17 protein-coding genes and 1 tRNA gene are annotated in these 21194 nt (G+C 70.8%); 2 read left to right on the top strand and 16 right to left on the bottom strand.

The window, feature by feature from the left end:
• Positions 1-30 precede the first annotated feature (30 nt).
• Positions 31-903, top strand: a complete 873-nt coding sequence (locus ACQP2Y_RS08455) for an SMP-30/gluconolactonase/LRE family protein (RefSeq protein ID WP_433726104.1) — start codon at positions 31-33, stop codon at positions 901-903.
• Here ACQP2Y_RS08455 and ACQP2Y_RS08450 read toward each other — a convergent pair.
• The 3 genes from ACQP2Y_RS08450 to ACQP2Y_RS08440 all read right to left on the bottom strand — a co-directional run bounded on the left by ACQP2Y_RS08450 (position 884) and on the right by ACQP2Y_RS08440 (position 4522).
• Positions 884-2155: an NAD(P)/FAD-dependent oxidoreductase gene (locus tag ACQP2Y_RS08450; RefSeq protein WP_433726102.1), complete on the bottom strand. Its 1272-nt coding sequence runs from the start codon at positions 2153-2155 to the stop codon at positions 884-886. The genes ACQP2Y_RS08455 and ACQP2Y_RS08450 overlap by 20 nt on opposite strands.
• 84 nt (positions 2156-2239) lie before the next feature.
• Complete coding sequence (locus tag ACQP2Y_RS08445; protein ID WP_433726100.1) at positions 2240-4195, bottom strand: GTP-binding protein; 1956 nt, start codon at positions 4193-4195, stop codon at positions 2240-2242.
• Positions 4196-4449: 254 nt separating this feature from the next.
• A tRNA-Asn gene (locus tag ACQP2Y_RS08440) sits at positions 4450-4522 on the bottom strand.
• Between the two features lie 207 nt (positions 4523-4729).
• Here ACQP2Y_RS08440 and ACQP2Y_RS08435 point away from each other — a divergent pair.
• Positions 4730-5050: a hypothetical protein gene (locus ACQP2Y_RS08435; protein WP_433726098.1), complete on the top strand. Its 321-nt coding sequence runs from the start codon at positions 4730-4732 to the stop codon at positions 5048-5050.
• Between the two features lie 72 nt (positions 5051-5122).
• On the opposite strand, the gene ACQP2Y_RS08430 is transcribed toward ACQP2Y_RS08435, so the two are convergent.
• The 13 genes from ACQP2Y_RS08430 to dnaG all read right to left on the bottom strand — a co-directional run bounded on the left by ACQP2Y_RS08430 (position 5123) and on the right by dnaG (position 21177).
• Positions 5123-6130: a sugar phosphate isomerase/epimerase family protein gene (locus tag ACQP2Y_RS08430; protein ID WP_433726096.1), complete on the bottom strand. Its 1008-nt coding sequence runs from the start codon at positions 6128-6130 to the stop codon at positions 5123-5125.
• A gap of 189 nt (positions 6131-6319) precedes the next feature.
• Positions 6320-7417, bottom strand: a complete 1098-nt coding sequence (locus ACQP2Y_RS08425) for a TIM barrel protein (RefSeq protein ID WP_433726094.1) — start codon at positions 7415-7417, stop codon at positions 6320-6322.
• Positions 7418-7928: 511 nt separating this feature from the next.
• Positions 7929-9113 (bottom strand): Gfo/Idh/MocA family protein, encoded by a 1185-nt coding sequence (locus ACQP2Y_RS08420; RefSeq protein ID WP_433726092.1) that lies wholly within the window; start codon positions 9111-9113, stop codon positions 7929-7931.
• Positions 9114-9148: 35 nt separating this feature from the next.
• The gene (locus tag ACQP2Y_RS08415; RefSeq protein ID WP_433726090.1) at positions 9149-10192 is read right to left on the bottom strand and encodes a substrate-binding domain-containing protein; all 1044 of its coding nucleotides are present in this window, start codon (positions 10190-10192) and stop codon (positions 9149-9151) included.
• 60 nt (positions 10193-10252) lie between these two features.
• Positions 10253-11335 (bottom strand): ABC transporter permease, encoded by a 1083-nt coding sequence (locus ACQP2Y_RS08410; protein WP_433726088.1) that lies wholly within the window; start codon positions 11333-11335, stop codon positions 10253-10255.
• Entirely contained in the window at positions 11332-12963 is a 1632-nt protein-coding gene (locus ACQP2Y_RS08405) for a sugar ABC transporter ATP-binding protein (protein WP_433726086.1), read from the bottom strand. The genes ACQP2Y_RS08410 and ACQP2Y_RS08405 overlap by 4 nt, the downstream gene beginning before the upstream one ends.
• On the bottom strand, positions 12960-14138 hold the full coding sequence (locus tag ACQP2Y_RS08400; RefSeq protein ID WP_360825255.1) for an ROK family transcriptional regulator: 1179 nt from the start codon (positions 14136-14138) through the stop codon (positions 12960-12962). The genes ACQP2Y_RS08405 and ACQP2Y_RS08400 overlap by 4 nt, the downstream gene beginning before the upstream one ends.
• A 914-nt stretch (positions 14139-15052) precedes the next feature.
• The gene (locus ACQP2Y_RS08395; RefSeq protein WP_433726083.1) at positions 15053-16123 is read right to left on the bottom strand and encodes a YihY/virulence factor BrkB family protein; all 1071 of its coding nucleotides are present in this window, start codon (positions 16121-16123) and stop codon (positions 15053-15055) included.
• Positions 16124-16272: 149 nt separating this feature from the next.
• Positions 16273-17082: an ABC transporter permease gene (locus ACQP2Y_RS08390; protein WP_433726081.1), complete on the bottom strand. Its 810-nt coding sequence runs from the start codon at positions 17080-17082 to the stop codon at positions 16273-16275.
• A gap of 9 nt (positions 17083-17091) precedes the next feature.
• Positions 17092-17844 (bottom strand): ABC transporter permease, encoded by a 753-nt coding sequence (locus ACQP2Y_RS08385; RefSeq protein WP_433726079.1) that lies wholly within the window; start codon positions 17842-17844, stop codon positions 17092-17094.
• Position 17845: 1 nt separating this feature from the next.
• On the bottom strand, positions 17846-18766 hold the full coding sequence (locus ACQP2Y_RS08380; protein WP_360822050.1) for an ABC transporter ATP-binding protein: 921 nt from the start codon (positions 18764-18766) through the stop codon (positions 17846-17848).
• A 33-nt stretch (positions 18767-18799) separates the two neighbouring features.
• Positions 18800-19333 (bottom strand): hypothetical protein, encoded by a 534-nt coding sequence (locus tag ACQP2Y_RS08375; protein WP_360548728.1) that lies wholly within the window; start codon positions 19331-19333, stop codon positions 18800-18802.
• The gene (dnaG, locus tag ACQP2Y_RS08370) at positions 19330-21177 is read right to left on the bottom strand and encodes a DNA primase (protein WP_433726077.1); all 1848 of its coding nucleotides are present in this window, start codon (positions 21175-21177) and stop codon (positions 19330-19332) included. Before dnaG ends, ACQP2Y_RS08375 begins: the two co-directional genes overlap by 4 nt.
• Positions 21178-21194: the final 17 nt, after the last annotated feature.

The raw sequence follows: 21194 nt of genomic DNA, 5'->3' as shown, positions 1-21194 counted from the left end.
AGGCCCGGCGCCTGAGGGGATGTGCCGGGCATGACCGATGTGCGTGCGCTCTCTTCCGACCGGTTCGAGCTCGGCGAGGGCAGCCGCTGGGTCGGTGATCAGGTCGTGCTGGTCGACATTCCGGCTGGGCGGCTTTTCGGTACGCCCACACCGACCGGTTCCGGCCCCCAGTCCCTCACCCTGCTCGCCGAGCTCGACGTGCCACTGGCCGCCGTGGCCCCCGTACGGGATGCGCCCGGAAGCTGGCTCGCCGCGGCCGGGACCGGTTTCTGGCTGCTGGAGCCCGCCGGGGTCCGGGAGCTTGCCGGCGCTGAGCCGGTCACCGGCAAGGAGTGGCGGATGAACGACGCTGTCGCCGATCCGGCCGGGCGGTTCTGGGCCGGCAGCATGGCCTGCGACCAGTCGCCGAAGGGTGGCGCGCTGTACCGCTTCGACCCGGACGGCAAGGTGCACACCGTTCTCACCGGGCTGACCATCGCCAACGGGCCCGCGATCACCGCAGACGGGCGGACGATGTTCCTGTCCGACACCCCGCTCGGGCTGGTGCAGCGTTTCGACGTCGACCCGGCCACCGGGGAGCTCAGCGGGCGGCAGGACTTTGTTCAGCTCGACAAAGGCGAGGGCTCCCCTGACGGGCTCACCGTCGACGCCGACGGTTTCCTGTGGATGGCGTGTTTCGGCGGGAGCGCGGTGCGGCGTTACCGGCCGGACGGGCAGTTGGATCGCATCGTGCCTGTTCCCGCCCGGCAGCCGACCAGTGTGTGCCTGGCCGGTTCGCAGTTGGTCGTCACGAGCGGACGCGGCGGTCTCGACCAGCCCGGACCGGACGACGGAGCTGTCCTGGTCACCGACGCGCCGGCCCGGGGGCTGCCCGCGCTGGCGGTCAGGCCGCCGGCGAGCTGACCGTCGCGCCCAGCGAGGACAGGACCTCGCCGGCCGTACGCCAGCCGCTGGCCAGAGCTCCCTGGATCGACGGGCTGTCGCGGTGGTCGCCCGCCACGAAGAGGCCGTCGCCCAGCGCCACCGGCTTACGGAGGCGCGCCTGCGGGACGTTCGCCGCGGGCAGGGCGTGCGGCAGGGTCACCACGCTCAGCAGTTCCCAGTCGTCGGTCGGGATGCCGTACATGCGGGCCAGCTCGACCCGGATCACCGCCTCCGACGCGCCGGACGGGGCTGAGACGCCCACTGACGAGGCGGCGATCAGGGATTTGCCCGCGGGGGCGTACTCGGGGGCCGCGTTCGACATCACGACCGTGTTGGCCACGATCTCGCGGCGGTCGCCGTCCAGCAGCAGGGTCGGCTCGTCGATCGGGGCCTGGTCCGCGCCGAAGTAGTACGTCGTCAGGCCGCGCATGTCCGGCACCGGCAGCCGGGGCAGCAGGGTCGCCGCCGTTGCCGGGTCGGTCGCCACGATGACCGCGCGGCAGCGCAGCTCCCCGCCGTCGGTCACGACCTGGCCCGGGCTGACCGACAGGGTCCGGGCGCCGACCAGCAGCTGCGGGTACGGCAGCGGACCCGCCACCGCCGCCGGCAGGGCAGCCATCCCGCTCGCCGGCACCCCGATCCGGCCCCGCGCGAACGAGCGCAGCACCATCGCCAGCACGTGGCTGGACGTGTCCAGGGAGCGGTCGGCGAAGACGCCGGACAGGAACGGCCGCAGCACCTCTTCGATCATCCGGTGCGACAGGCCCGCACGCCGCAGCGCTTCCTGGGTCGTCGTCTCCGGGGCGTCGAGCAGCCGGGCCGGTGGGAACGTCGCGTAGCGGGTGGCCAGCGCCGCGAACTTGAGGCGGTCGGCGAGCGAGCCCACCCCCGAGGTCAGCGTGCGGGGCGCCGAGCGCGGCTCACGCAGCGGATTCTCCAGGCGGTGCAGGCCCGGGCCGCGGCGTACGAGCACGCCGGAGGTGAAGTAGCGCATGTCGAGGGCGTCGACGTCGACCAGTGCGGGGACCCGCGGGTACGCCGTGTTGAGCACCTGGAAGCCGCGGTCGAGCCGCCAGCCGTCCACCACGTCGGTGGCCACCCGGCCGCCGATCCGGTCGGCCGCCTCCACCAGCAGCCAGTTCACCCCGGCGCGGTCCAGGCGCCGGGCAGCGGCGAGTCCGGCGAGACCGCCGCCGACGATGACGACGTCCACCGATACGGGCTGCGACACGGGCACACCTCACTGGAGGACAAACAACGCAGACCTCAGCCTAACGGCGGTACCGGTCCCCGGCAGGGAGAAAGAAAGAAGCGCCTACCTGGGTACGGCGCGGAACCAGGCCTCCCGGTCCCCCGGGTCCGGTCCGCGCCGGGGCAGCACCGGCGGCTCCTCGCCCGTGACCGCCGCGTAGTGGTCGAAGCGCGTGGTGAGCACCGCCTCGCCGCCGGTCAGGTCGGGCAACGCGGCCACGACCTGCGGGATTCGGGCGGACGGCAGGTCACCACTCACCTCCAGGTATCCACCGGCGGGCGTCGTGTCCCGGACGACCGCGCCCAGCCGGCCGAGCAGGGCCAGCACCGGATCCACCGCGTCGGGCGGCAGATTGATCTCGAACCGCTCGATCGGCTGGCACACCCGGCTGCCGGCGCGGCGCAACGCCGCGGTCACCACGACCGCGGCGAGGTTGCGGAAGTCCGCCGCCACGGAGGAGATCGACTTGTCGAACTTCTGATGTGGCTTGCTCTGTCGCGGCCAGTACTGCGAGGACGTCATGGTGACCGTGCAGTCGGTCACCGGCCAGCCGCGCAGGCCCTGCCGCAGCGCCGCCCGTACCCCCTGCTCCGTGGCCGCGACGAACGCCGGCGTCAGCCGGCCGGGTTCGATCCCGGGACTGAACTCGATGCCGTGCCCGATCGGGGCGGTGTCGACACGCAGTCCGACGCCCGCCAGGTACGGGTTGCCCCGCTCCCGGATCCGCTCCTCGGCCGTACCGGTGCCGGCGACCCGCTCGATGCACGCCGTCAAAGTGCCGGAGAACCGCACCCGGACGCCGTACCGGTCCTGCAGCAGGGCGGCGAGCACCTCCTTCTGGACCTCGCCGTGCAGGCGGACCACCGCCTGTTCCTGCTGCTCGTCGAGCCGCAGGTCGACCAGCGGATCCTCGTCGGCCAGCTCGGCCAGGCCGGCGAACATCGCCAGGCGCTGTGCCGGTTCGACCGGCTCGACGAGAGCCTGCCGGGTCGGCGGCGGGAAACGGTAGGCGTGGCGCCGCGGCGGATCCCCCACGAGCTGACCCACCCGGGCGGACAGGCCGCGTACCGCCGCGATCTGCCCGGCCGACACCGACGGTCGCACGAGCACACCGGCGGGCTCGGTGACGGCGATCTCGGTCACCGTCTGGGGCCGGGCGCCGGGGAACAGCACCCGATCCCGTACGCGGAGCTGCCCGGACCACAACCGCAGCCAGACGCGCCGGCCGTGGCTGTCGCGGTCGACGGCGAAGACCGTACCGGCGGGCGGCCCGTCCCGGTGCTCGCCGCGGGGCAGCAGCTCGGCCAGGACCTGGCACAGCTCGCGTACGCCGGCGCCGGTGATCGCCGAGCCGCAGGTGACCGGGGTGAGCTCGGTGCTTCGTACCGCGCGCCGGATCGCCCGCCGGACGTCACGGGCGCGTACCGGCCGGTTCATCAGCCACCGGGCCGCCACCGCGTCGTCGACCTCGGCCACCGCCTCCACCACCGGTTCGGTGTCGAGACCGGCCGGGTGCACCCGGGCGTCGCGCCCGCCCTGCCCGGTGACCGTGGTGAGCACAACCGGGTGCGCCGCGAGCCGGCGCCGGAGCTGGGTCAGGACGGCACCGACGTCGGCGCCGCCGCGGTCGACCTTGTTCACGAACACCACGGTGGGCACGCCGATGCGGCGCAGCGCCCGCCAGATGGCCACGGTCTGCGGCTGGACGCCCTCCACGGCGGAGACCACGAGCACGGCGGCGTCGAGCACGGCCAGCGAACGCTCGACCTCGGCGATGAAATCGGGGTGGCCCGGGGTGTCCAGCAGGTTGATCATGAGATCACCGACGGCGATGGACGTGACGGCGGCCCGGATGGTGATGCCGCGCTGCCGCTCCAGCTCCATCGAGTCGGTGCGGGTGGTGCCGGCGTCGACGCTCCCGGGCCGGGACACGGCCCCGGCCTCGTACAGCAGGCGCTCGGTCAGGCTGGTTTTGCCGGCGTCAACATGGGCGACGATCCCGAGGTTCAACAAGGGCAAGACAGATCTCCACGGTAGGACGGTCAAAGGTCCGGAGCGTGGAAGCTGCTCGCATTGTCACTCCTCGTGAAGATGGTCGGGCCGGCGCGACGGCAGGCAGCCGCGGCGTCGTCATGCAGATATACCGGGCCGCCGCAGCGGCCGCGACCGGTTTTCCGGTGCGGGCGGGGTTCGGCGCGGCCGTCGAGGTGGCGGTGCCCGGGGGCCGGATACGGAAAAGGGGCCACCGAAGTGGCCCCTGACCTGCGGAAAAGCTCCCCCGATTGGACTCGAACCAATAACCTGCCGGTTAACAGCCGGCTGCTCTGCCAATTGAGCTACAGGGGATCGAACCGTCACCTCCGCTCCCGCTTCCGCGGTAGTGGTGGCGACCGGAACGACAATACATGACCGCCCGCCCCGGGTGAAAACGGGTGACCCGGCGCGCCGGGGCGCGCGCAACAGGGATGAAACACGGACCAGGGGCATGACTGCGGTGCAGGATGGGTAAGCACCTGTTCGACGCACGAGCGTCACCGAACGGAAGGAGCCGCCATGCGCGGAAAGCTCATGTTCATCACGGGTCTCGCGGCGGGCTTCGTCCTGGGCAGCCGTGCCGGCCGGGAGAAGTACGAAGAGATCACGGCCAACGCCAAGAAGGTGTGGGAGCACCCGACGGTCCAGGAGGCCGCCGGAGTCGCCCAGGCGCAGGCCAACAAGCTCTACACCGAGGGCAAGGACAAGCTCAACGAGTCCAAGCTCGGTGAGAAGCTCAAGTCCGCCAGCACCAGCTCCAGCACGGGCACCGAGACCAGCACGCTGTCCACCAGCGGGTCCGGGATGACCTCGTCGAACGGCACCGGCACCACGTACTGACAAGTACCGCTTCTCAAGGCCCGGCCCACCGACGGTGGACCGGGCCTTTGGCGCTTCAGGACGACGAGCGCGTCAGGAGGACGACGAGAAGGCCGCGTCGAAGGCCGCGCTGGGCGCGTCGAAGGCCAGCCGGCGTACGAACTGCAGCGCCTCCGGGGCGCCGACCAGGCGGTCCATGCCGGCGTCCTCCCATTCGACGGACAGCGGGCCGGTGTAGCCGATCGCGTTCAGGGCGCGGAAGCAGTCCTCCCACGGCACGTCGCCGTGCCCGGTGGAGACGAAGTCCCAGCCCCGGCGCAGGTCGGCCCACGGCAGGTGGGAGGCCATCCGGCCGCGGCGGCCGTCACCGGTACGGACCTTCGCGTCCTTGCAGTCGACGTGGTAGATCTTGTCGGCGAACTCGAGGATGAAGTTCACCGGATCGAGGTCCTGCCAGACGAAGTGCGACGGGTCCCAGTTGAGCCCGAACGCCGGCCGGTTGCCGATCGCCTCCAGGGTGCGCCGGGTGGTCCAGTAGTCGTACGCGATCTCGCTGGGGTGCACCTCGTGCGCGAACCGCACGCCCTCGGCGTCGAAGACGTCCAGGATCGGGTTCCACCGGTCGGCGAAGTCCTGGTAGCCGCGCTCGATCATGGCCGGCGGCACCGGCGGGAACATGGCCACGGTGTGCCAGATCGAGGAGCCGGTGAAGCCCACGACGGTGTCCACGCCGAGCCGGGCGGCGGCCCGGGCGGTGTCCTTCATCCGCTCGGCGGCACGTTGCCGCACCCCCTCGGCCTCGCCGTCGCCCCAGATCACCGCGGGCAGGATGTCCTGGTGCCGCTCGTCGATCGGGTGGTCGCAGACCGCCTGGCCGACCAGGTGGTTGGAGATCGCGAAGACCTTCAGGTTGTGCTTCGCGAGCTGCTCGCGCTTGCGGTCGACGTAGTCGTCCTCGGCCAGCGCCCGGTCGACCTCGAAGTGGTCACCCCAGCAGGCGATCTCCAGGCCGTCGTAGCCCCACTCCGCCGCCAGCCGGCAGACCTCCTCGAACGGCAGGTCGGCCCACTGGCCGGTGAAGAGCGTGATGGGTCGCGCCATTGTCAAAACTCCCTGTTCGCCGGTGCACGAAAAGGGTTCCGGTGGCCCGCGCGAGGGCGGCGGGCCGGCGGCATCACCGGTCGGGACGTCGCGGCCGGGCCGGGTTTGCGCCTCCCGGGCCGGCCCGCCCGTCGCGGCGGTGCCTGCACCGACTCTAGAGCCGCGGCCGCGGCCGCGAAAGCCCCGCGATCAGTGTGCGGCGCAGGCCTCGGCGGGCGGCGATAGCCCGAGCTCACCCAGGGCACTTTTCAGGTACGCGAGCTGGGCGCCGGTGCCCCCAGCGGGGGACTCGACGGCCAGGTATTCGGTGCCGGGGTGCTCACCCCCGAGCAGGTGCCGCAGCGCCGCCTGCCAGACCTCTGTGGTGGCGGTCAGCGGCGGCGCGGGCGGGTTGTGCAGGGGCACGTGGCACCGCACCCGCCACGGGCCGGGCGGGAGGTCGGCGAGCGCCTGGGTCAGGTCGTCGACCTTCGCGCCGGCGGGGTTGGTCACCTGGTGCGGGTGGCCGGCTTCCACGTACCCCCGCAGAGCCTCCGCGGCCGCGACCGGATCGGTGGCCTCGAGCGCCGCGGCGATCTCGACCCGGATGACCGCGATGCCGGCCGCGGCCAGCCGGTCCAGGGCCGCGACCGGGCTCTCCCAGGTGCAGGCGAGGTCGGCCAGGTCGAGGCAGACACCGAGGCGGTCACGGTCGAGCCGGCCGAACGCCTCGACGATCGAGTCGGTGTCGTCGAGCACGAAGCCGGGCTCGGGCTGGAAGCCGACGCGGACCGCCCGGCCGGTGTGCCAGGCCACCTCGGCCAGGCCGGCGGAGAGCCGGGAGAGGATCCGGGCGGCGGCCTTCTGCTTGGCGGCGTCCCAGCCCTCGCGCGGGCCGAGGCCGGTGGTCGTCACCGCGCCGCGGACGGCGTCCTCGGGCATCAGGTCGGTGAGGATGCGGGCCAGGTCGAGGGTGTATTCGAGCCGGGCCGGGTGGCTCCAGTCGGGGACGGCGGGGTCCTCGTCGCCGCCCTCGGCGTAGGGCGCTCCGCTCAGCGTGACGATCTCGAGCCCGCGGGCTTCGATCTCGGCACGCAGCCGGGTGCGGGAGCGCCCGTCGATCGCGAGGGCGGCGGCGAGGGTGGGCGGGAGCCAGAGGCTCACCCCCAGGGTGTCCACGGCCAGCCGGTCACGGACGGCGGCGTACGCGTCGAGGTGCTCGACGACGGCCGGGAGATCCCGGGCAGGCCGCTCGTGGGTGCCGTGGCTCAGGTGGACGACCCGGCCCGAGTGGTGGCGCAAACGCATCAGAATCCCTCCTGGAGCGGGGCGTCACCGGTGCATTCGCACGTGCATCGGTTCGTGCAGCGTCCAGTATGGATCATCTGGCCGCGATTTTCCGATGCGGTCGTGGCGGACCGACGGGGTGCCATGACGCCTCCATCCGTGGGTTGTCTGCCCCCGGATACGAGCCTCGACCGCCTGCCGGATCAGCGGCGTACCGGCCGTGCGACGCCCTGACCGGCGCAGACATGATCCACAAAGGGCGGTGGCATCGGCTCGTGCCGATGCCACCGCCCACCATGACCTGCTTGTGGACCCTTCCGAGGGCAAGTCGACACACCATCGGAGAGAGCGTTATCTGTGCATCAAATGCACACTTGGACACGCACGGAACGATCACACGTGCGGATGTCCCACAGCTGTCCGGCACCGGCCGGGAACCCGGACGGTCGATGCCGGACAGCCGCTCCGTCGCCCGCCCGACGACCCGGGGCGCAACCGGTTCGTCCCTCGCGGCGTACGGCGGAGGTCTGGGTCACACACCTGCCAGCACGGCCTCCACGTCCACCCAGGACGACGCGGCGGCCGAGCGCTCCACCGCGTCGAGGACGAGCTGCACCTGCAACGCGTCGGCGAACGAGGGCGTCGGGTCCTGTCCGGTGGCGATCGCCTCGATCAGGTCCCGCATCTCGTGGGTGAAGGTGTGCTCGTAACCGATCGGGTGACCCGCCGGCCACCACGCCGCCATGTACGGGTGGTCCGGCTCGGTCACCAGGATCCGGCTGAAGCCCTGCTCCGCGCTGGGCAGCGCGGCGTCGTAGAACTGCAGCTCGTTCATCCGCTCGAAGTCGAACACCAGCGAACCCAGCGAGCCGTTCAGCTCCACCCGCAGCCCGTTCTTGCGGCCGGTGGCGAAGCGGGTCGCCTCGTACGTGGCCACCGCTCCCCCGTCCAGCCGGGCCAGGAACAACGCCGCGTCGTCCACGGTCACCTGACCGCGGCCCGAACTGCCGTTGCCCTCCGCCGACAGCCCGGCCGCCGCGGTGGGCAGCGGCCGCTCCTTCACGAAGGTCTCGGTCAGCGCGCTCACCCCGGTGATCGACTGGCCCGTGACGTACTGGGTCAGGTCGACGATGTGGGCGCCGATGTCGCCCAGCGCGCCCGAGCCGGCCACGTCCTTGCGCAGCCGCCACACCAGCGGGAACTCCGGGTCGACGATCCAGTCCTGGAGGTAGACCGCCCGCACGTGACGGATGGTGCCGATCCGGCCGGCGGCCACCAGCTGCCGCATCAGCGCCACCGCCGGGACCCGGCGATAGTTGAACGCGCACATCGCCCGTACCCCCCGGGTCTGGGCCTGGGCCGCGGCCGCGGCCATCTCCCGGGCCTCGGCCACCGAATTGGCCAGGGGTTTCTCGCACAGCACGTGCTTGCCCGCGGCCAGCGCGGCCAGCGCGATCTCGCGGTGGGTGTCGCCCGGCGTGCAGATGTCGACCAGGTCGATGTCGTCACGCTCGACGACCGCACGCCAGTCGGTGGCGTGCCCCTCCCAGCCGAGCTTGGCCGCCGCGGCCGCGACCTTGTCCTCGTCGCGGCCGCAGACGACCGACATCCGTGCCGACAGCGGCAGGTCGAAGGCGTGGTTCACGGTGCGCCATGCCTGTGAATGCGCGGCGCCCATGAACGCGTACCCGACCATGCCGACCCGCAGCTGCCCCATGTGATCTCCTTCTACGCCGAAGTGGACGGACCCGCTCAGAAGCCGAGCTTGGCGTACTGGGCGGCGTTCTCCTTGGTGATCGTCTCGGAGGCGAGGGTGATCTCCTTGGGGACCTGGAGCTCCACCAGGTCCGACATGCCCTTGTTCTGGCCGATCAACCGGGCCAGCGAGATCGCCGACGAGGCCATCGACGGGCTGTAGGTCACCGTCGCCTTGAGCGGGCTGTTGTCAGCCGTGATCGCGTCGATGGCCGCCTTCGAGCCGGCGCCGCCGACCATGAAGAACTCCTTGCGGCTGGCCTGGTTGATCGCCGCGAGCACGCCGATGCCCTGGTCGTCGTCGTGGTTCCAGATGGCGTCGATCTTGGGCAGCGCCTGCAGCAGGTCGGTCGCGGCCCGCTGGCCGCCGTCGGCGGTGAAGTCCGCCGGCCGCCGGTTGGCGACCTTGAAGCCGAAGGTCGCCAGCGCCGCGACGAAGCCCTTCGACCGCTCCTGGGTCAGTTCCAGCGAGTCGATGCCGGGGATCTCGCCGATGATCGCGTTGGTGACGCCCTTGGCCTTGAGCTGCTGGCCGATGTAGGTGCCGGCGGCGATGCCCATACCGAAGTTGTCGCCCTTGATCTGCAGCCGGTACGCGGCCCGGTCCGGGAAGGCCCGGTCCAGGTTGACCACCGGGATGCCGGCCTTCATGGCCTCCAGCCCGGAGGCGTTCAGCTCCTTGCCGTCGTGCGGCAGCATCACCAGCACGTTCGGCTTCTGCGCGATCAGGGTGGCCAGCGCGGCCCGCTGGGTCGCGGCGTCCGCACCGGCCTCGACGGCGCGCAGCTCCACGTCCTTGTACGCCTGGGCCTGCGCCTTGGCGTTGTTGGTGATGGCCGCGATCCAGCCGTGGTCGGCGGCCGGCGCCGAGAAGCCGATGACCACCTTGGTGCCCGGGGCGGCGTTCGGGTTCGAGTCCTCGTTGCCGGTGTTGACCTGGGTGTTCTCCTGCGGCGTGTTGCTGGTGCAGGCGGTCAGCAGGGCGCCGGCGCCGACCGCGGCGCCACCGAAGAGGATGCGGCGGCGGGACAAGTTCGACATGTTTTCTCCAGGGGTGACCGGGCGGCCGTCACCGGTCGCCGTGGGGGTTTGTGGGGTAGGTCAGCTCTTGGTACGACCCAGGAGTTGAGTGAGTGACTTGTAACGGAACTGCTGGACCAGCACGGCCGCGACGATGATCGCGCCCTTGACCATGTTCTGGGCCTCGGTGGAGAGATTGTTGATCGCAAAAAGGTTGGTGATGGTGGAGAACACCAGCACGCCGAAGAGCGCGCCGATGATGGTGCCGCGGCCGCCGCTGAGCAGCGTGCCACCGATGATCGCCGCGGCGATCGCGTCCAGTTCGTACAGGTTCGCCATGGCGGCCTGGGCACTGGTCGCCTGGGACGTCAGCATGATCGCCGCGATGCCGCAGCAGAGGCCGGACAACGCGTACAGCAGCACGGTGTGGAACTTGACGTTGATGCCCGCCAGCCGGGCCGCCTCCGGGTTGCCGCCGACGGCCACCGTGCGGCGACCGAAGGTGGTGCGGTTCAGCAGCACCCAGCCCGCGGCCACGACCAGCGCCAGGATGTAGACCAGCAGCGGGATGCCGAGCCACCGGGTGCTGGCGATGTCGTTGATCGTGGTGTTCGCCGACACCTGGGTCTGCTTGCCGGAGATCTGCGCCGCCACACCGCGGGCCGCGACCATCATGGCCAGGGTCGCGATGAAGGGCACCAACCGGCCGTACGAGATCAGCACGCCGTTGATCAGCCCCACCGAGACGCCCACCACCAGGGCGGTGAAGATCATGCCCAGGGTGCCGTAGCTCTGCGTCGCCAGCGTGGTGGACCAGACGCCGGCCACCGCGATGATCGCGCCGACCGACAGGTCGATGCCACCACCGATGATCACGAACGTCATGCCGACGGTGACCACACCGATCGCGGACGCCTGCTGCAGGATCGTGAAGGTGTTGTTCTTGACCCAGGTGGCGTCGCCGTACAGCTCGGGCCGGGTGACCGCACCGATGATCACCAGGATCACCAGCACCCCGATGAGGCCGAGGTTGCGGCGCAGCGGCTCGGCGCCGTCGCCCTTGAACCAGTTGCCCCGCGACCGGGCCTGGCCGGTCGCTGGCGGTGGCGGCTCAACCGGCGGACTCTGCGCCGGCAGGCTCGCCTTGGTCGTCTGATCGGTCATGCCGGCTCCCCTTCCATCAGAGATCCCGCCATGACGAGATCAAGAACAGTGGCTTCGTCGATCTCGCTCGCGGGCGCCTCGTGGATCAGGTGCCCCTCGCGCATGACCAGCACCCGGTCAGCCAGACCGAGCACCTCGGGGACCTCGCTGGAGACCAGCAGCACGCCCACCCCACGGGCGGCGAGATCCGCAATGACCTGGTAGAGCTCGGCCCGCGCGCCGACGTCCACGCCACGGGTCGGCTCATCGAGCAGCAACAGCTTGGTCCCGCCGAGCAGCCACCGCCCGACGACGACCTTCTGCTGGTTGCCGCCGGAAAGCGTGCGCACCGGCCGGCTCACGTCCCGCGGGCGCAGCTCCAGCGCATCGGCGGTCTCCATCGAGGCCGAACGTTCCTTGCCGACATCGGTGAAACCACCGCGCGCGTAACCGCTGAAGGTGGCCAGCGTCATGTTCCGGTAGATCGGCTCGTCCAGCAGCAGAGCCTGGCTCTTGCGCTCCTCCGGGGCCATGCCCATGCCGGCCCGGACCGCGCCCCCGATCGACGTGATCCGCTTACCGTTGAGCGTGACCGTGCCGCTGTCCGCCCGCCGGGCCCCGAAAATCGTCTCGAGCAGCTCCGAACGTCCCGACCCGACCAGCCCGGCGATCCCGACGATCTCCCCAGCCTTGACGGTCAGCGACGCATCGGCGAACTCCCCGGCCCGGGTCAGCCCCTCCACCTGCAACAGCGGCGTGGTGCCGGTCTTGACCTCGCGCGGCGGGAAGACGTACTCGATGGTCCGCCCGGTCATCCGGCTGACCAGCTCCCGCGTGGGCGTGCTGCGGGCGGGCAGATTAGCGGCGGTGGTACGGCCGTCCTTGAGCACGGTGACCCGGTCGCCGATGTCGCGGATCTCCTCCAGCCGGTGCGAGATGTAGATGACCGCGATGCCCTGCGCAGTGAGCTCGCGGATGATCCGGAACAGGTTCTCGACCTCGTCATGAGCAAGCACAGCGCTGGGCTCGTCCATGACGATCAGCCGGGCGTCGTGCGAGAGCGCACGGGCCATGCTGACGATCTGCTTGCCGGCCGCGGGCAGCGACCGCACCAGGCGGCGCGGAGAGATGTGCTCATGCCCGAGCCGGGCCAGGATCTGCCTCGTACGGTGCGCGGTGGAACCCCGCCGCAGGAAACCGGCGCGGCTCTCCTCGTGACCCAGGAAGGCGTTCTCGGCGACGGAAAGATCGTCGACGAGGTCGAGCTCCTGGTAGATGGTGGCGATCCCGGCCCGCATGGCGGCTTGCGGGCTGGCCGGGGCGAAGGGCTCCCCCAGCCAGGTGATGCTGCCCTCGTCGGCGTGGTGCACGCCGGCGAGAACCTTGATGAGAGTGGACTTGCCGGCGCCGTTCTGGCCGAGCAGGCAGTGGACCTCGCCGGCCCGGACCTCGAGCTGGACGCCGTCGAGGGCGCGGACGCCGGGGAAGGTCTTGACCACGCCGTCCAGGCGGAGGACGACCTCGCCGATGCCGTCGCGTTCGCGCTGCTGGGTGCCGGTTGCGGGCGAGCTTTCTGCGGCCGGGGCCGGGGTTTCCGGCGCCGGGGCTGCGGTGGGCCGGTCGTCGCGGGCCGGTTCGGGGGCGGTCATGACGCCTGCTCGAAGGCCGTGTCGCTGGCCAGGACGGCCGCGCCGCTCACGCCCGCGCGGGCGCCGAGCTCGCTGAGCACCACCGGTAGGTTGCCGGTGGCCAGCGGTAGTGAGCGCCGGTAGACCACGCTGCGGATCTCGGCGAGCAGGATGTGGCCGAGCTGGGCGAGCCCGCCCCCGATGACGATCATCGACGGGTTCGCGAAGCTCACCAGCGTGGCCAGCGTCGCCCCGACCCGGCGACCACCGTCGCGGATCAGCCGGATACAGGTGACGTCGCCCTCCGCGGCGCCGTCGGCCACATCCCGGGCGCCGATCTCACCGTTGGCCTCGAACCGCTCGGCCAGCGCCGGGGACTCACCGCTGCGGGCCGCCGCACCGGCATCGCGGGCCAGGGCGGCACCGCTGAACAGTGCTTCGAGGCAACCGGCGTTGCCGCAGGAACACATCGGCCCGTGCGCGTCGACCTGGATGTGGCCGATGTCGCCCGCGCAGCCGTCGACACCCCGGTAGACACCGCCGCCGAGGTGGATGCCGCAGCCTATGCCCGTACCGATCTTGACGAAGAGGAAGTCGTCCACAGAGTGGGCGACCCCGCCGTGCCGCTCCCCGATGGCCATGATGTTGACGTCGTTGTCCACGACGGCCGGGCACCCGTGCTCGCGGGCGAGCAACTCACGCACCGGGTAGCGGTCCCAGCCGGGCATGATCGGCGGCGACACCGGCACCCCGTCCCGGAAACTCACCGGCCCCGGCACCCCGATGCCGACGGCATCGAGCCGGTCAAAAGCACCGTCGGTGCGGGCCTTGGCGAGCAGCTCATTGACCCGGTGCAGGATGACCTTCGGCCCGGACCGGATGTCAGCGCTTTCGCGGTACGCCGCGACGGGCTCGAGCCGCCCGTTGGTCACCTCGACATCGATGGAGCTGGCGCCGAGGTCAACAGCGGCGAACCGAAGTCGCGGCTGCAACTCGACAAGAGTGGAACGCCGGCCACCCCGCGAAGCGGCCATCCCGGCCTCCGCGATGTAGCCCGCGGCGACGAGTCGCTCAACCTCGGCGAGCAGTCGGGGACGGGTCAGATCGAGCCGATCACCGAGCTCGGCCCGAGAGATCGGACCCTCGTCCCGCAACAAGCGCAACAAGCGCAAATGGGGGGCGTCGACGACATGCACGGGCACCTCCGGCCGTTCACACCGCCGAAACGGGACGGTGTCACGACCGTCACACTAGGGCCCTTCCGGTGGGCTCGTCCATACCTTCTCGATGATCACCACAAACTTTTGTCGCCTGATTCAAAAGTAACTGCATCCGCCGCCCTGGACAGTAAGCCATCCGGAGCGTGCCCGTCGACGCACGCAACGCTGCCCGCCGCGGTCTGATAAGGCGATCTTGCGCGGCGGTCAAGGACGAGAACGAGGAAGCGACTCAGGCCTGAGGTTGCCGGCGGGGCCGGGCTTGAGGGAGCGCAGGGGGCAGTCAGGCTTGGGCCGACGGGCATGCGCACGCGCCACGCACACGCGCCGAACGTAAGGTTCGCGGGCCACCAAGCGCGGGGCACGCGAACAAGCGGCGCACGGAACGCCAAACATGCAGGCGCGGCGCGCAGGACGCGCGGGACCCAAGGCACGCGGCACGCGCCGAGACGCCAGCCGCGCGAACACTGAGCGCGGAGCGCGGGGCGAGCAGGGCGCGAAACGAGTGCGCGGCCGGAGCGTGTGGGCACGCGCGGAATCGGGCTGAGCACATGCGAGGTCCGACCAAAGGTCGGGTCCGCGCACCAACGTAGATCTTGGGAAAATCTGGCCTCTATAGGGGCCGAAAATTACCAAGGTCTCGGGGCCCACAACCGCCCACCAGCGCAAGGCCATCGCCTATGACGCGACCCGCTCGGCGGAAGAGGTGAGGTTAGTTGAGCAGGACCTGACAAGGGTCCGAGGTGCTCGGGGCACCCGACATGGGTCGGCTGTGCAGGACCGTCAGCATCGCCCGACCAGCTACAACATCCAGCAATAGGCAAAGCCCGGACAGGCCGACGGCCGCGTACCCGGTCGAAGGGTCGCGGCCGTCGGTTCGGCGGAAAGGGTGGTCAGTTGGTGCTCAGGCCTTTTTCGCTGCCCTTCTTGAGCTTGCGGTCGTCGCGCAGCTGGAGGAAGGGTTCGTCGTCGGCCGGGTGGCCTGCGGCGATCGCTCGGCCGCGTTCGAGTTCGGCGTCCAGTTCGGCGCCCAGCATGATGGCGATGTTCGAGATCCACAGCCAGACCAGGAAGGCGATCACGCCGCCCAGGGTGCCGTACGTCTTGTTGTAGTTGGCGAAGTTGGCCAGGTACAGGGCGAAGGCTCCGGAGGCGATCAGCCAGATCACCACGGCGAAGATGCCGCCGGGGCTGACCCAGCGGAAGCCGCCGGTCTTCGCGTTCGGGGAGGCCCAGTAGAGGATCGCGAACATCAGGCTGACCAGGATGATCAGGACCGGCCACTTGGCGATGTTCCAGGTGGTCACGGCGGCCGAACCCAGGCCGATGGTGTCGCCGACCGCCTGGGCCAGGTCGCCGGTGAAGACCACGATGACGGCCGACAGGATCAGCATCAGGCCGACGACCGCGGTGACGCCGAGGCGGATCGGGAGGGTCTTCCAGATCGGGCGGCCCTCGGGGACGTCGTAGATCGCGTTCGAGGCGCGCATGAACGCACCGATGTAGCCGGACGCCGACCAGAACGCCGTGGCCAGACCGAGGATCGCGGCGAAGCCGGCCGTACCCGGGTCGGAGACCTGGGTGAGGACCTGGTCGAGGAGGTCCTTGATCTGGGTCGGGGCGATCTCGCTGACGGTGTCCTGCACGGTCTGCTGACCGTTGTCGCTGAGCATGCCCAGGATCGACACCAGCACCAGCACGCCGGGGAAGATGGACAGGACGCCGTAGTAGGTCAGCGCGGCGGCCCAGTCGGTGACGTTGTCCTCGGAGAACTGCTTGAAGGTGCGCTTGAGCGCCGCGAAGATGCCCTTGCCCTTCAGCTTCGCCGGGTTGTCGGGGCCTTCGTCGGGGCTCGGAGCCGACAGGTCGTTGTCCCTGTCCTCCCCCGTCTTGGTCGTCGCGACGTCGTGGCGGGCTCTGTCCTCGGCCTCGCTCTTCGAGTCGTTGTCCTTGTGAAGCTTCATGACGGGTCCCTCCGGGCGCTGCGGCAGTGTCCGTTCGGTCGGCTTCCGCCCTCGTGCCCCGGAGACACACCGCGCACGAAAGACGACCTCAGCTGGGGTGTTGCCCGGTGTTATGCCCGTCTAATCACCTGATCTCAGCCACCTTTCAGCTATCGGCAGAGCAGCTGGCCCATCCGGCGGCCCGCCACCGCCAGGCCGAGCGCGAACAACGCCAGCAGATAGAGCACGTCCAGGGCCTGGAGCCAGCCGACCTCGCCGGTGGTGATCGCGCGGATCAGGTCGACCGAGCGGTACAGCGGGGTCACCTCGACCACCCAGCGCAGCACCGCCGGGTAGGCCTGGGCCGGGACGAACGTGCCGGAGAACAGGAACAGCGCGAACTGGACCGACGCCACCAGGTCGAAGTCCTGCCAGCTGCGCATGAACGTGGACAGCGCCATCCCGGTGCCGCCGAAGGCGAAGCCGACCAGCACGGCCGCCCCGAACGCGGCCACCGCCAGGCCCGGCGTGGTCAGGCCCATCGCCACCATGACCACCAGGAACGCCGCAGCGTAGATGTTGCCGCGGATCATCGCCCAGGCCAGCTCGCCCAGCGCGATCTCGATCGGCCGTAACGGGGTGGCCAGCATCCCGTCGTACAGCTTCATGAATTTCATCTTGCCGAAGAAGTTGAAGGTCGTCTCCGACAGCGCCCCGCTCATCGCCGACGACGCCAGCATGGCCGGGGCGACGAACGCCGCATAATCGATCACCCGGCCGTCGGGCAGCGTCAGGTCGCCGACCAGCGCGCCCACGCCGATGCCGATCGAGAACAGGTAGAGGATCGGCTCGATGAAGCCGGAGGCCATCACCAGCCAGTACGACGGTTGCAGCGTCGTCACGTTGCGCTCGACCACGGACGCCGAACGCCGGCCGGCGCCCTCGAACGAGATCAGCCGCGGCAGGACCAGAGTCAGCATGTCAGCCCCTCACACCACGAGCCGGCGGCGGAACGCCCGGTAGGCCAGCAGCCAGCCGGCACCCGCCCACAGGGCCAGATAGAGCACGTGCCCGACCGGGGACCAGGCCGGCGCGACGCCCAGCGTGGCGGCCCGGCTCAGGTCGACGCCGTGCCACAGCGGCAGCGCGTACGCGATCCAGCGCAGCAACCCCGGCAGCGACTCGACCGGGAAGAACACGCCGGAGAACAGCGACATCGGGATCACTCCCAGCCGGAACAGCACCGCCAGGTAACTGTCGATGCGGACCGTCGCCGCATACGCGAACGCGGGGGTGGCCACCGCCAGACCGACCAGCGCGGCGATCGGCAGCGTCAGCACTGCCCACCACGAATGCATCGTGCCGAACGCCGTGGCGATGACCAGGAACGCCGCGCAGCTGATCAGCGTGCGGAAGACGACGAACGCGAGATGCCCGTCGAGGATGTCGGCGACGCGCAGCGGGGCGGCCGCCTGACCGAAGTAGATCCGCTGCCACTCGAAGCCGCCCAGCACCGGCCAGGTCGAGTCGCCGATCGCCACCTGCATGGCCGTGGAGGCGATCAGGCCGGGCACCATCCAGTCCAGGTAGGGCACACCCTCGACGCCGCTGGTGACGTACGCGCCGACGCCGACCCCGAAGCCCAGCATGGTGAGCAGCGGGAGCACGAAGGAGGACAGCACGCTGGACCGCCAGATGCGGCGATAGCTGACGAGGTGATACTCCAGGACGTAGCGGGTCATCTCAGTCCACCAGCGTCCGGCCGGTGAGGTGCAGGAACACGTCCTCCAGGCTGCTGCGGCGCACCAGCACGCTGGCCGGGCTCAGCGCCCGGCGCTGCACCTCGGCGACCGCGTCGTCGCCGTCGGTCACGTAGAGCAGGATGCGGTCGGGCAGGACCTCCAGCCGCCGGCCCACCCCGGCCAGCTTGTCCGCGAAGACCTCCTGGGACTCGGCGTTGAAGCGCAGCTCGACGACCTCGCGGGTCGAATACTGCTCGATCAGGTCGCGCGGGGAACCCTCGGCCACGATCTTGCCGCCGTCCATCACCACCAGGCGGTCGCAGAGCTGCTCGGCCTCGTCCATGTAGTGGGTGGTGAGCACCAGCGTCACGCCCTGCTGCTTGAGCCGGAACAGCCGCTCCCACACCAGGTGGCGGGCCTGCGGGTCGAGGCCGGTGGTGGGCTCGTCGAGCAGCACGATCTCGGGCTCGTTGACCAGCGCCCGGGCGATCGTCAGCCGGCGTTTCATGCCGCCGGACAGCGGCTCCACCTTGCTGTCGGCCCGTTCGGTGAGCTGGACGAAGTCGAGCAGCTCGTCGGCCCGGGCCCGGGCCACCTTGCGCGGGATGCCGAAGAAGCGGGCGTACGTGGTCAGGTTTTCCCGGACGGTCAGCTCGAGGTCGAGGTTGTCGAGCTGCGGGCACACGCCGAGGCGGGCCCGGATCGCCGGGCCGTCGCGCCGCGGGTCCATGTCGAGGATGCGCAGCACGCCGTCGGTCGGCGGGGAGACACAGCCGATCATGCGCATGGTGGAGCTCTTGCCCGCGCCGTTGGGACCGAGGAAGCCGAACGCCTCCCCCCGGCGCACGTCGACGTCGATGCCGTCGACCGCGGTGAACCCCTCGAACCTCTTGACCAGCCCCCGGGCGTGAATGAGCGTCACCCGGCCGACCCTAGTGAAGGGGTCCGACAAAAATCAGAGCGACGGGGTGGTCGCGTCCCGCGCGGAACCGACGAGCTGGTCGGTGACCTCGATGATCGGCTCGGCGTCCACGGCCGTCCGGGCGTCGTAGCGGACCGCCCAGCTCAGCCCGTCCACCCCGCTCACCCGACGGCCGACCACCCGGACCCCGCCGTTGGGCGGCAACGGGTGGTGCGACGTGTACGCCACCGAGCGGGTCACCCGGGTGCGCACCTGATCCGGCAGCTCACCGGGCTCCAGCAGCAGGAAACCCCGCACCGGCGCGTCGACCTGCACCGTGTAGCCGTCGCGCTCCTGGGCCACCTCGGCCGGGGTGATCACGAGCTCACGGCCCGACCACGCCACCTTGTGGATCTCGTGCCAGCCGAGCCGCTCGCCACCGGGCAGCCACAGGCCGCGGTTGGTCGCGACCAGCACCTGCTCACCACCCGGGTCCCCGACGAAGGCCCACGCCAGGACGCGTTCCTCCGCCTCGAGGGCCGGCCGCAGCGCGGCGGGGAGCTTCGGACGCCGACGAAAGAGACTCACAATCCACCTGCCGCCTGGTCGCGCAAGGCGCGAGCGTGCTGTTCGAGCGAGAAGAGCTCCCCGGCTAGAGCCAGATATTCGTCCCTGTGCGCGACCGGGTTGATCCGCTGCACCTTGGACTTCAGTTCCTTGATCCGGGTGGTGACCGCGCCGACCTGCAACCGGGCCAGCGTCACCTGCACGTACCGCAGATCGGCCTCGCCGTCGACGTGCAGCGGGACTACCGCCAGCTCGCCGACCAGGGCCTTGCCGCCCAGGTCGTCGCACAGGTCGCGGACCGCCTCGATCCAGCCGGCGCCGCCGGTGGCCGAGGCGGTGCCGCCGGCCGCCGCGATCGCCTTGCGGATGCCCTGGAAGACCGGGTCGCCGTAACACTCCGGGCCCAGCGCGTCGAACATCGGGCCGGACAGCACCGGATATTGCAGAGCCAGCTTGAGGGCCTCGCGTTCCACCAGGCGCTGCGGGCTGTCGGCCGGCTTGCGCGGGGTGGGTGCACCGGACTGCTCGGGCGACGAGGCGGCGGCCACGGCCCGCTGCACCGGCTCCAGATCCATCCCCAGGTCACCGGCGAGCTTGCGGGCGTACTCCGGGCGCTTCTCCCGGTCCTTGATCTTGGCCACCAGCGGCGCGGCCCGGCGCATCGCCTCGACCCGGCCCTCGACCGTGTCGAGGTCGAAGCGGGACAGGGTCTGCCGCAGCGCGAAGTCGACCAGCGGCTCCCGGCTCGCGATCATGTCGCGGACGGCCAGGTCACCGCGGGCCAGCCGCAGCTCGCACGGGTCCATGTTGTCCGGGCTGACCGCGATGAAGGTGCGCCCGACGAAACGCTGGTCCTCCTCGAACGCCCGCAGCGCCGCCTTCTGCCCGGCCGCGTCCCCGTCGAACGTGTAGATGATCTCCCCGGTGAAGCTGTCGCTGTCCATCAGCAGCCGCCGCAGCACGCCGATGTGGTCGATGCCGAAGGCGGTGCCGCAGGTGGCCACGGCCGTCGGCTCACCGGCCTCGTGGCAGGCCATCACGTCGGTGTAGCCCTCGACGATGACCGCGCGGCCCTGCTTGGCCATCTCCCGCTTGGCGTGGTCGATGCCGTAGAGCACGTGCGACTTCTTGTAGAGCGGCGACTCCGGGGTGTTCAGGTATTTCGGGCCGTCGTCGTCGTCGAACAGCTTGCGCGCGCCGAAGCCGATCACGTCGCCGGTCAGGTCCCGGATCGGCCACAGCAGGCGGCGGCGGAACCGGTCGATGAGCGAGCCGGACCGGGCCGGCTTGGCCAGCCCGCCGACGGTCAGCTCCTCGGCGGTGAACCCCTTCTGCCGCAGGTGCTTGGCGAGCAGGTCCCAGCCGTCGGGGGCGAAGCCGCAGCCGTACTTCTCGGCGGCGTCGCGGCCGAAGCCGCGCTGGGCCAGGAACTCGCGGGCCTTGCGGGCGCCGGGCGTGCTGAGCTGCTCGGCGTAGAACTCGGCGGCGGCCGCGTGCGCGGCGATCAGGCGCTGCTTCTGCCCGGGCTGCTGGCGCGGGCCCTCGTTCTTGAAGCCGGACTCGTCGTAGCGCAGCTGGATGCCGGCCCGGCCGGCCAGCCGCTCGACGGACTCGAGGAAGGTCAGGTGCTCGGCGTCCATCAGGAACTTGATGGCGTCGCCGCCCGCGCCACAGCCATGACAGAAATAGACATTTCGGGCGGGTGACACGGTGAACGACGGGGTCTTCTCGTCGTGGAACGGGCACAGCCCTTTGAGGTTGCCGCCGCCCGCCGAGCGCAGCGTCACTGTCTCGTTGATGATGTCCGCTATCGAGGTCCGGTCGCGGACCAACGCGATGTCCTCGTCCTTGACCCTGCCCGCCACGGCTACATACTGCCTCG

This window comes from Actinoplanes sp. CA-051413 (assembly GCF_050955795.1).
GTDB lineage: Bacteria > Actinomycetota > Actinomycetes > Mycobacteriales > Micromonosporaceae > Actinoplanes.
This window is presented reverse-complemented; position numbering and strand designations above follow the sequence as displayed.

Bases quoted from the DNA above. Each gene is read 5' to 3' on its own strand.
- ACQP2Y_RS08455 (WP_433726104.1), top strand. From the start codon at position 31: ATGACCGATGTGCGTGCGCTCTCTTCCGACCGGTTCGAGCTCGGCGAG.
- ACQP2Y_RS08435 (WP_433726098.1), top strand. From the start codon at position 4,730: ATGCGCGGAAAGCTCATGTTCATCACGGGTCTCGCGGCGGGCTTCGTC.
- ACQP2Y_RS08430 (WP_433726096.1), bottom strand. From the start codon at position 6,130: ATGGCGCGACCCATCACGCTCTTCACCGGCCAGTGGGCCGACCTGCCG.
- ACQP2Y_RS08425 (WP_433726094.1), bottom strand. From the start codon at position 7,417: ATGCGTTTGCGCCACCACTCGGGCCGGGTCGTCCACCTGAGCCACGGC.
- ACQP2Y_RS08420 (WP_433726092.1), bottom strand. From the start codon at position 9,113: ATGGGGCAGCTGCGGGTCGGCATGGTCGGGTACGCGTTCATGGGCGCC.
- ACQP2Y_RS08415 (WP_433726090.1), bottom strand. From the start codon at position 10,192: ATGTCGAACTTGTCCCGCCGCCGCATCCTCTTCGGTGGCGCCGCGGTC.
- ACQP2Y_RS08410 (WP_433726088.1), bottom strand. From the start codon at position 11,335: ATGACCGATCAGACGACCAAGGCGAGCCTGCCGGCGCAGAGTCCGCCG.
- ACQP2Y_RS08405 (WP_433726086.1), bottom strand. From the start codon at position 12,963: ATGACCGCCCCCGAACCGGCCCGCGACGACCGGCCCACCGCAGCCCCG.
- ACQP2Y_RS08395 (WP_433726083.1), bottom strand. From the start codon at position 16,123: ATGAAGCTTCACAAGGACAACGACTCGAAGAGCGAGGCCGAGGACAGA.
- ACQP2Y_RS08390 (WP_433726081.1), bottom strand. From the start codon at position 17,082: ATGCTGACTCTGGTCCTGCCGCGGCTGATCTCGTTCGAGGGCGCCGGC.
- ACQP2Y_RS08385 (WP_433726079.1), bottom strand. From the start codon at position 17,844: ATGACCCGCTACGTCCTGGAGTATCACCTCGTCAGCTATCGCCGCATC.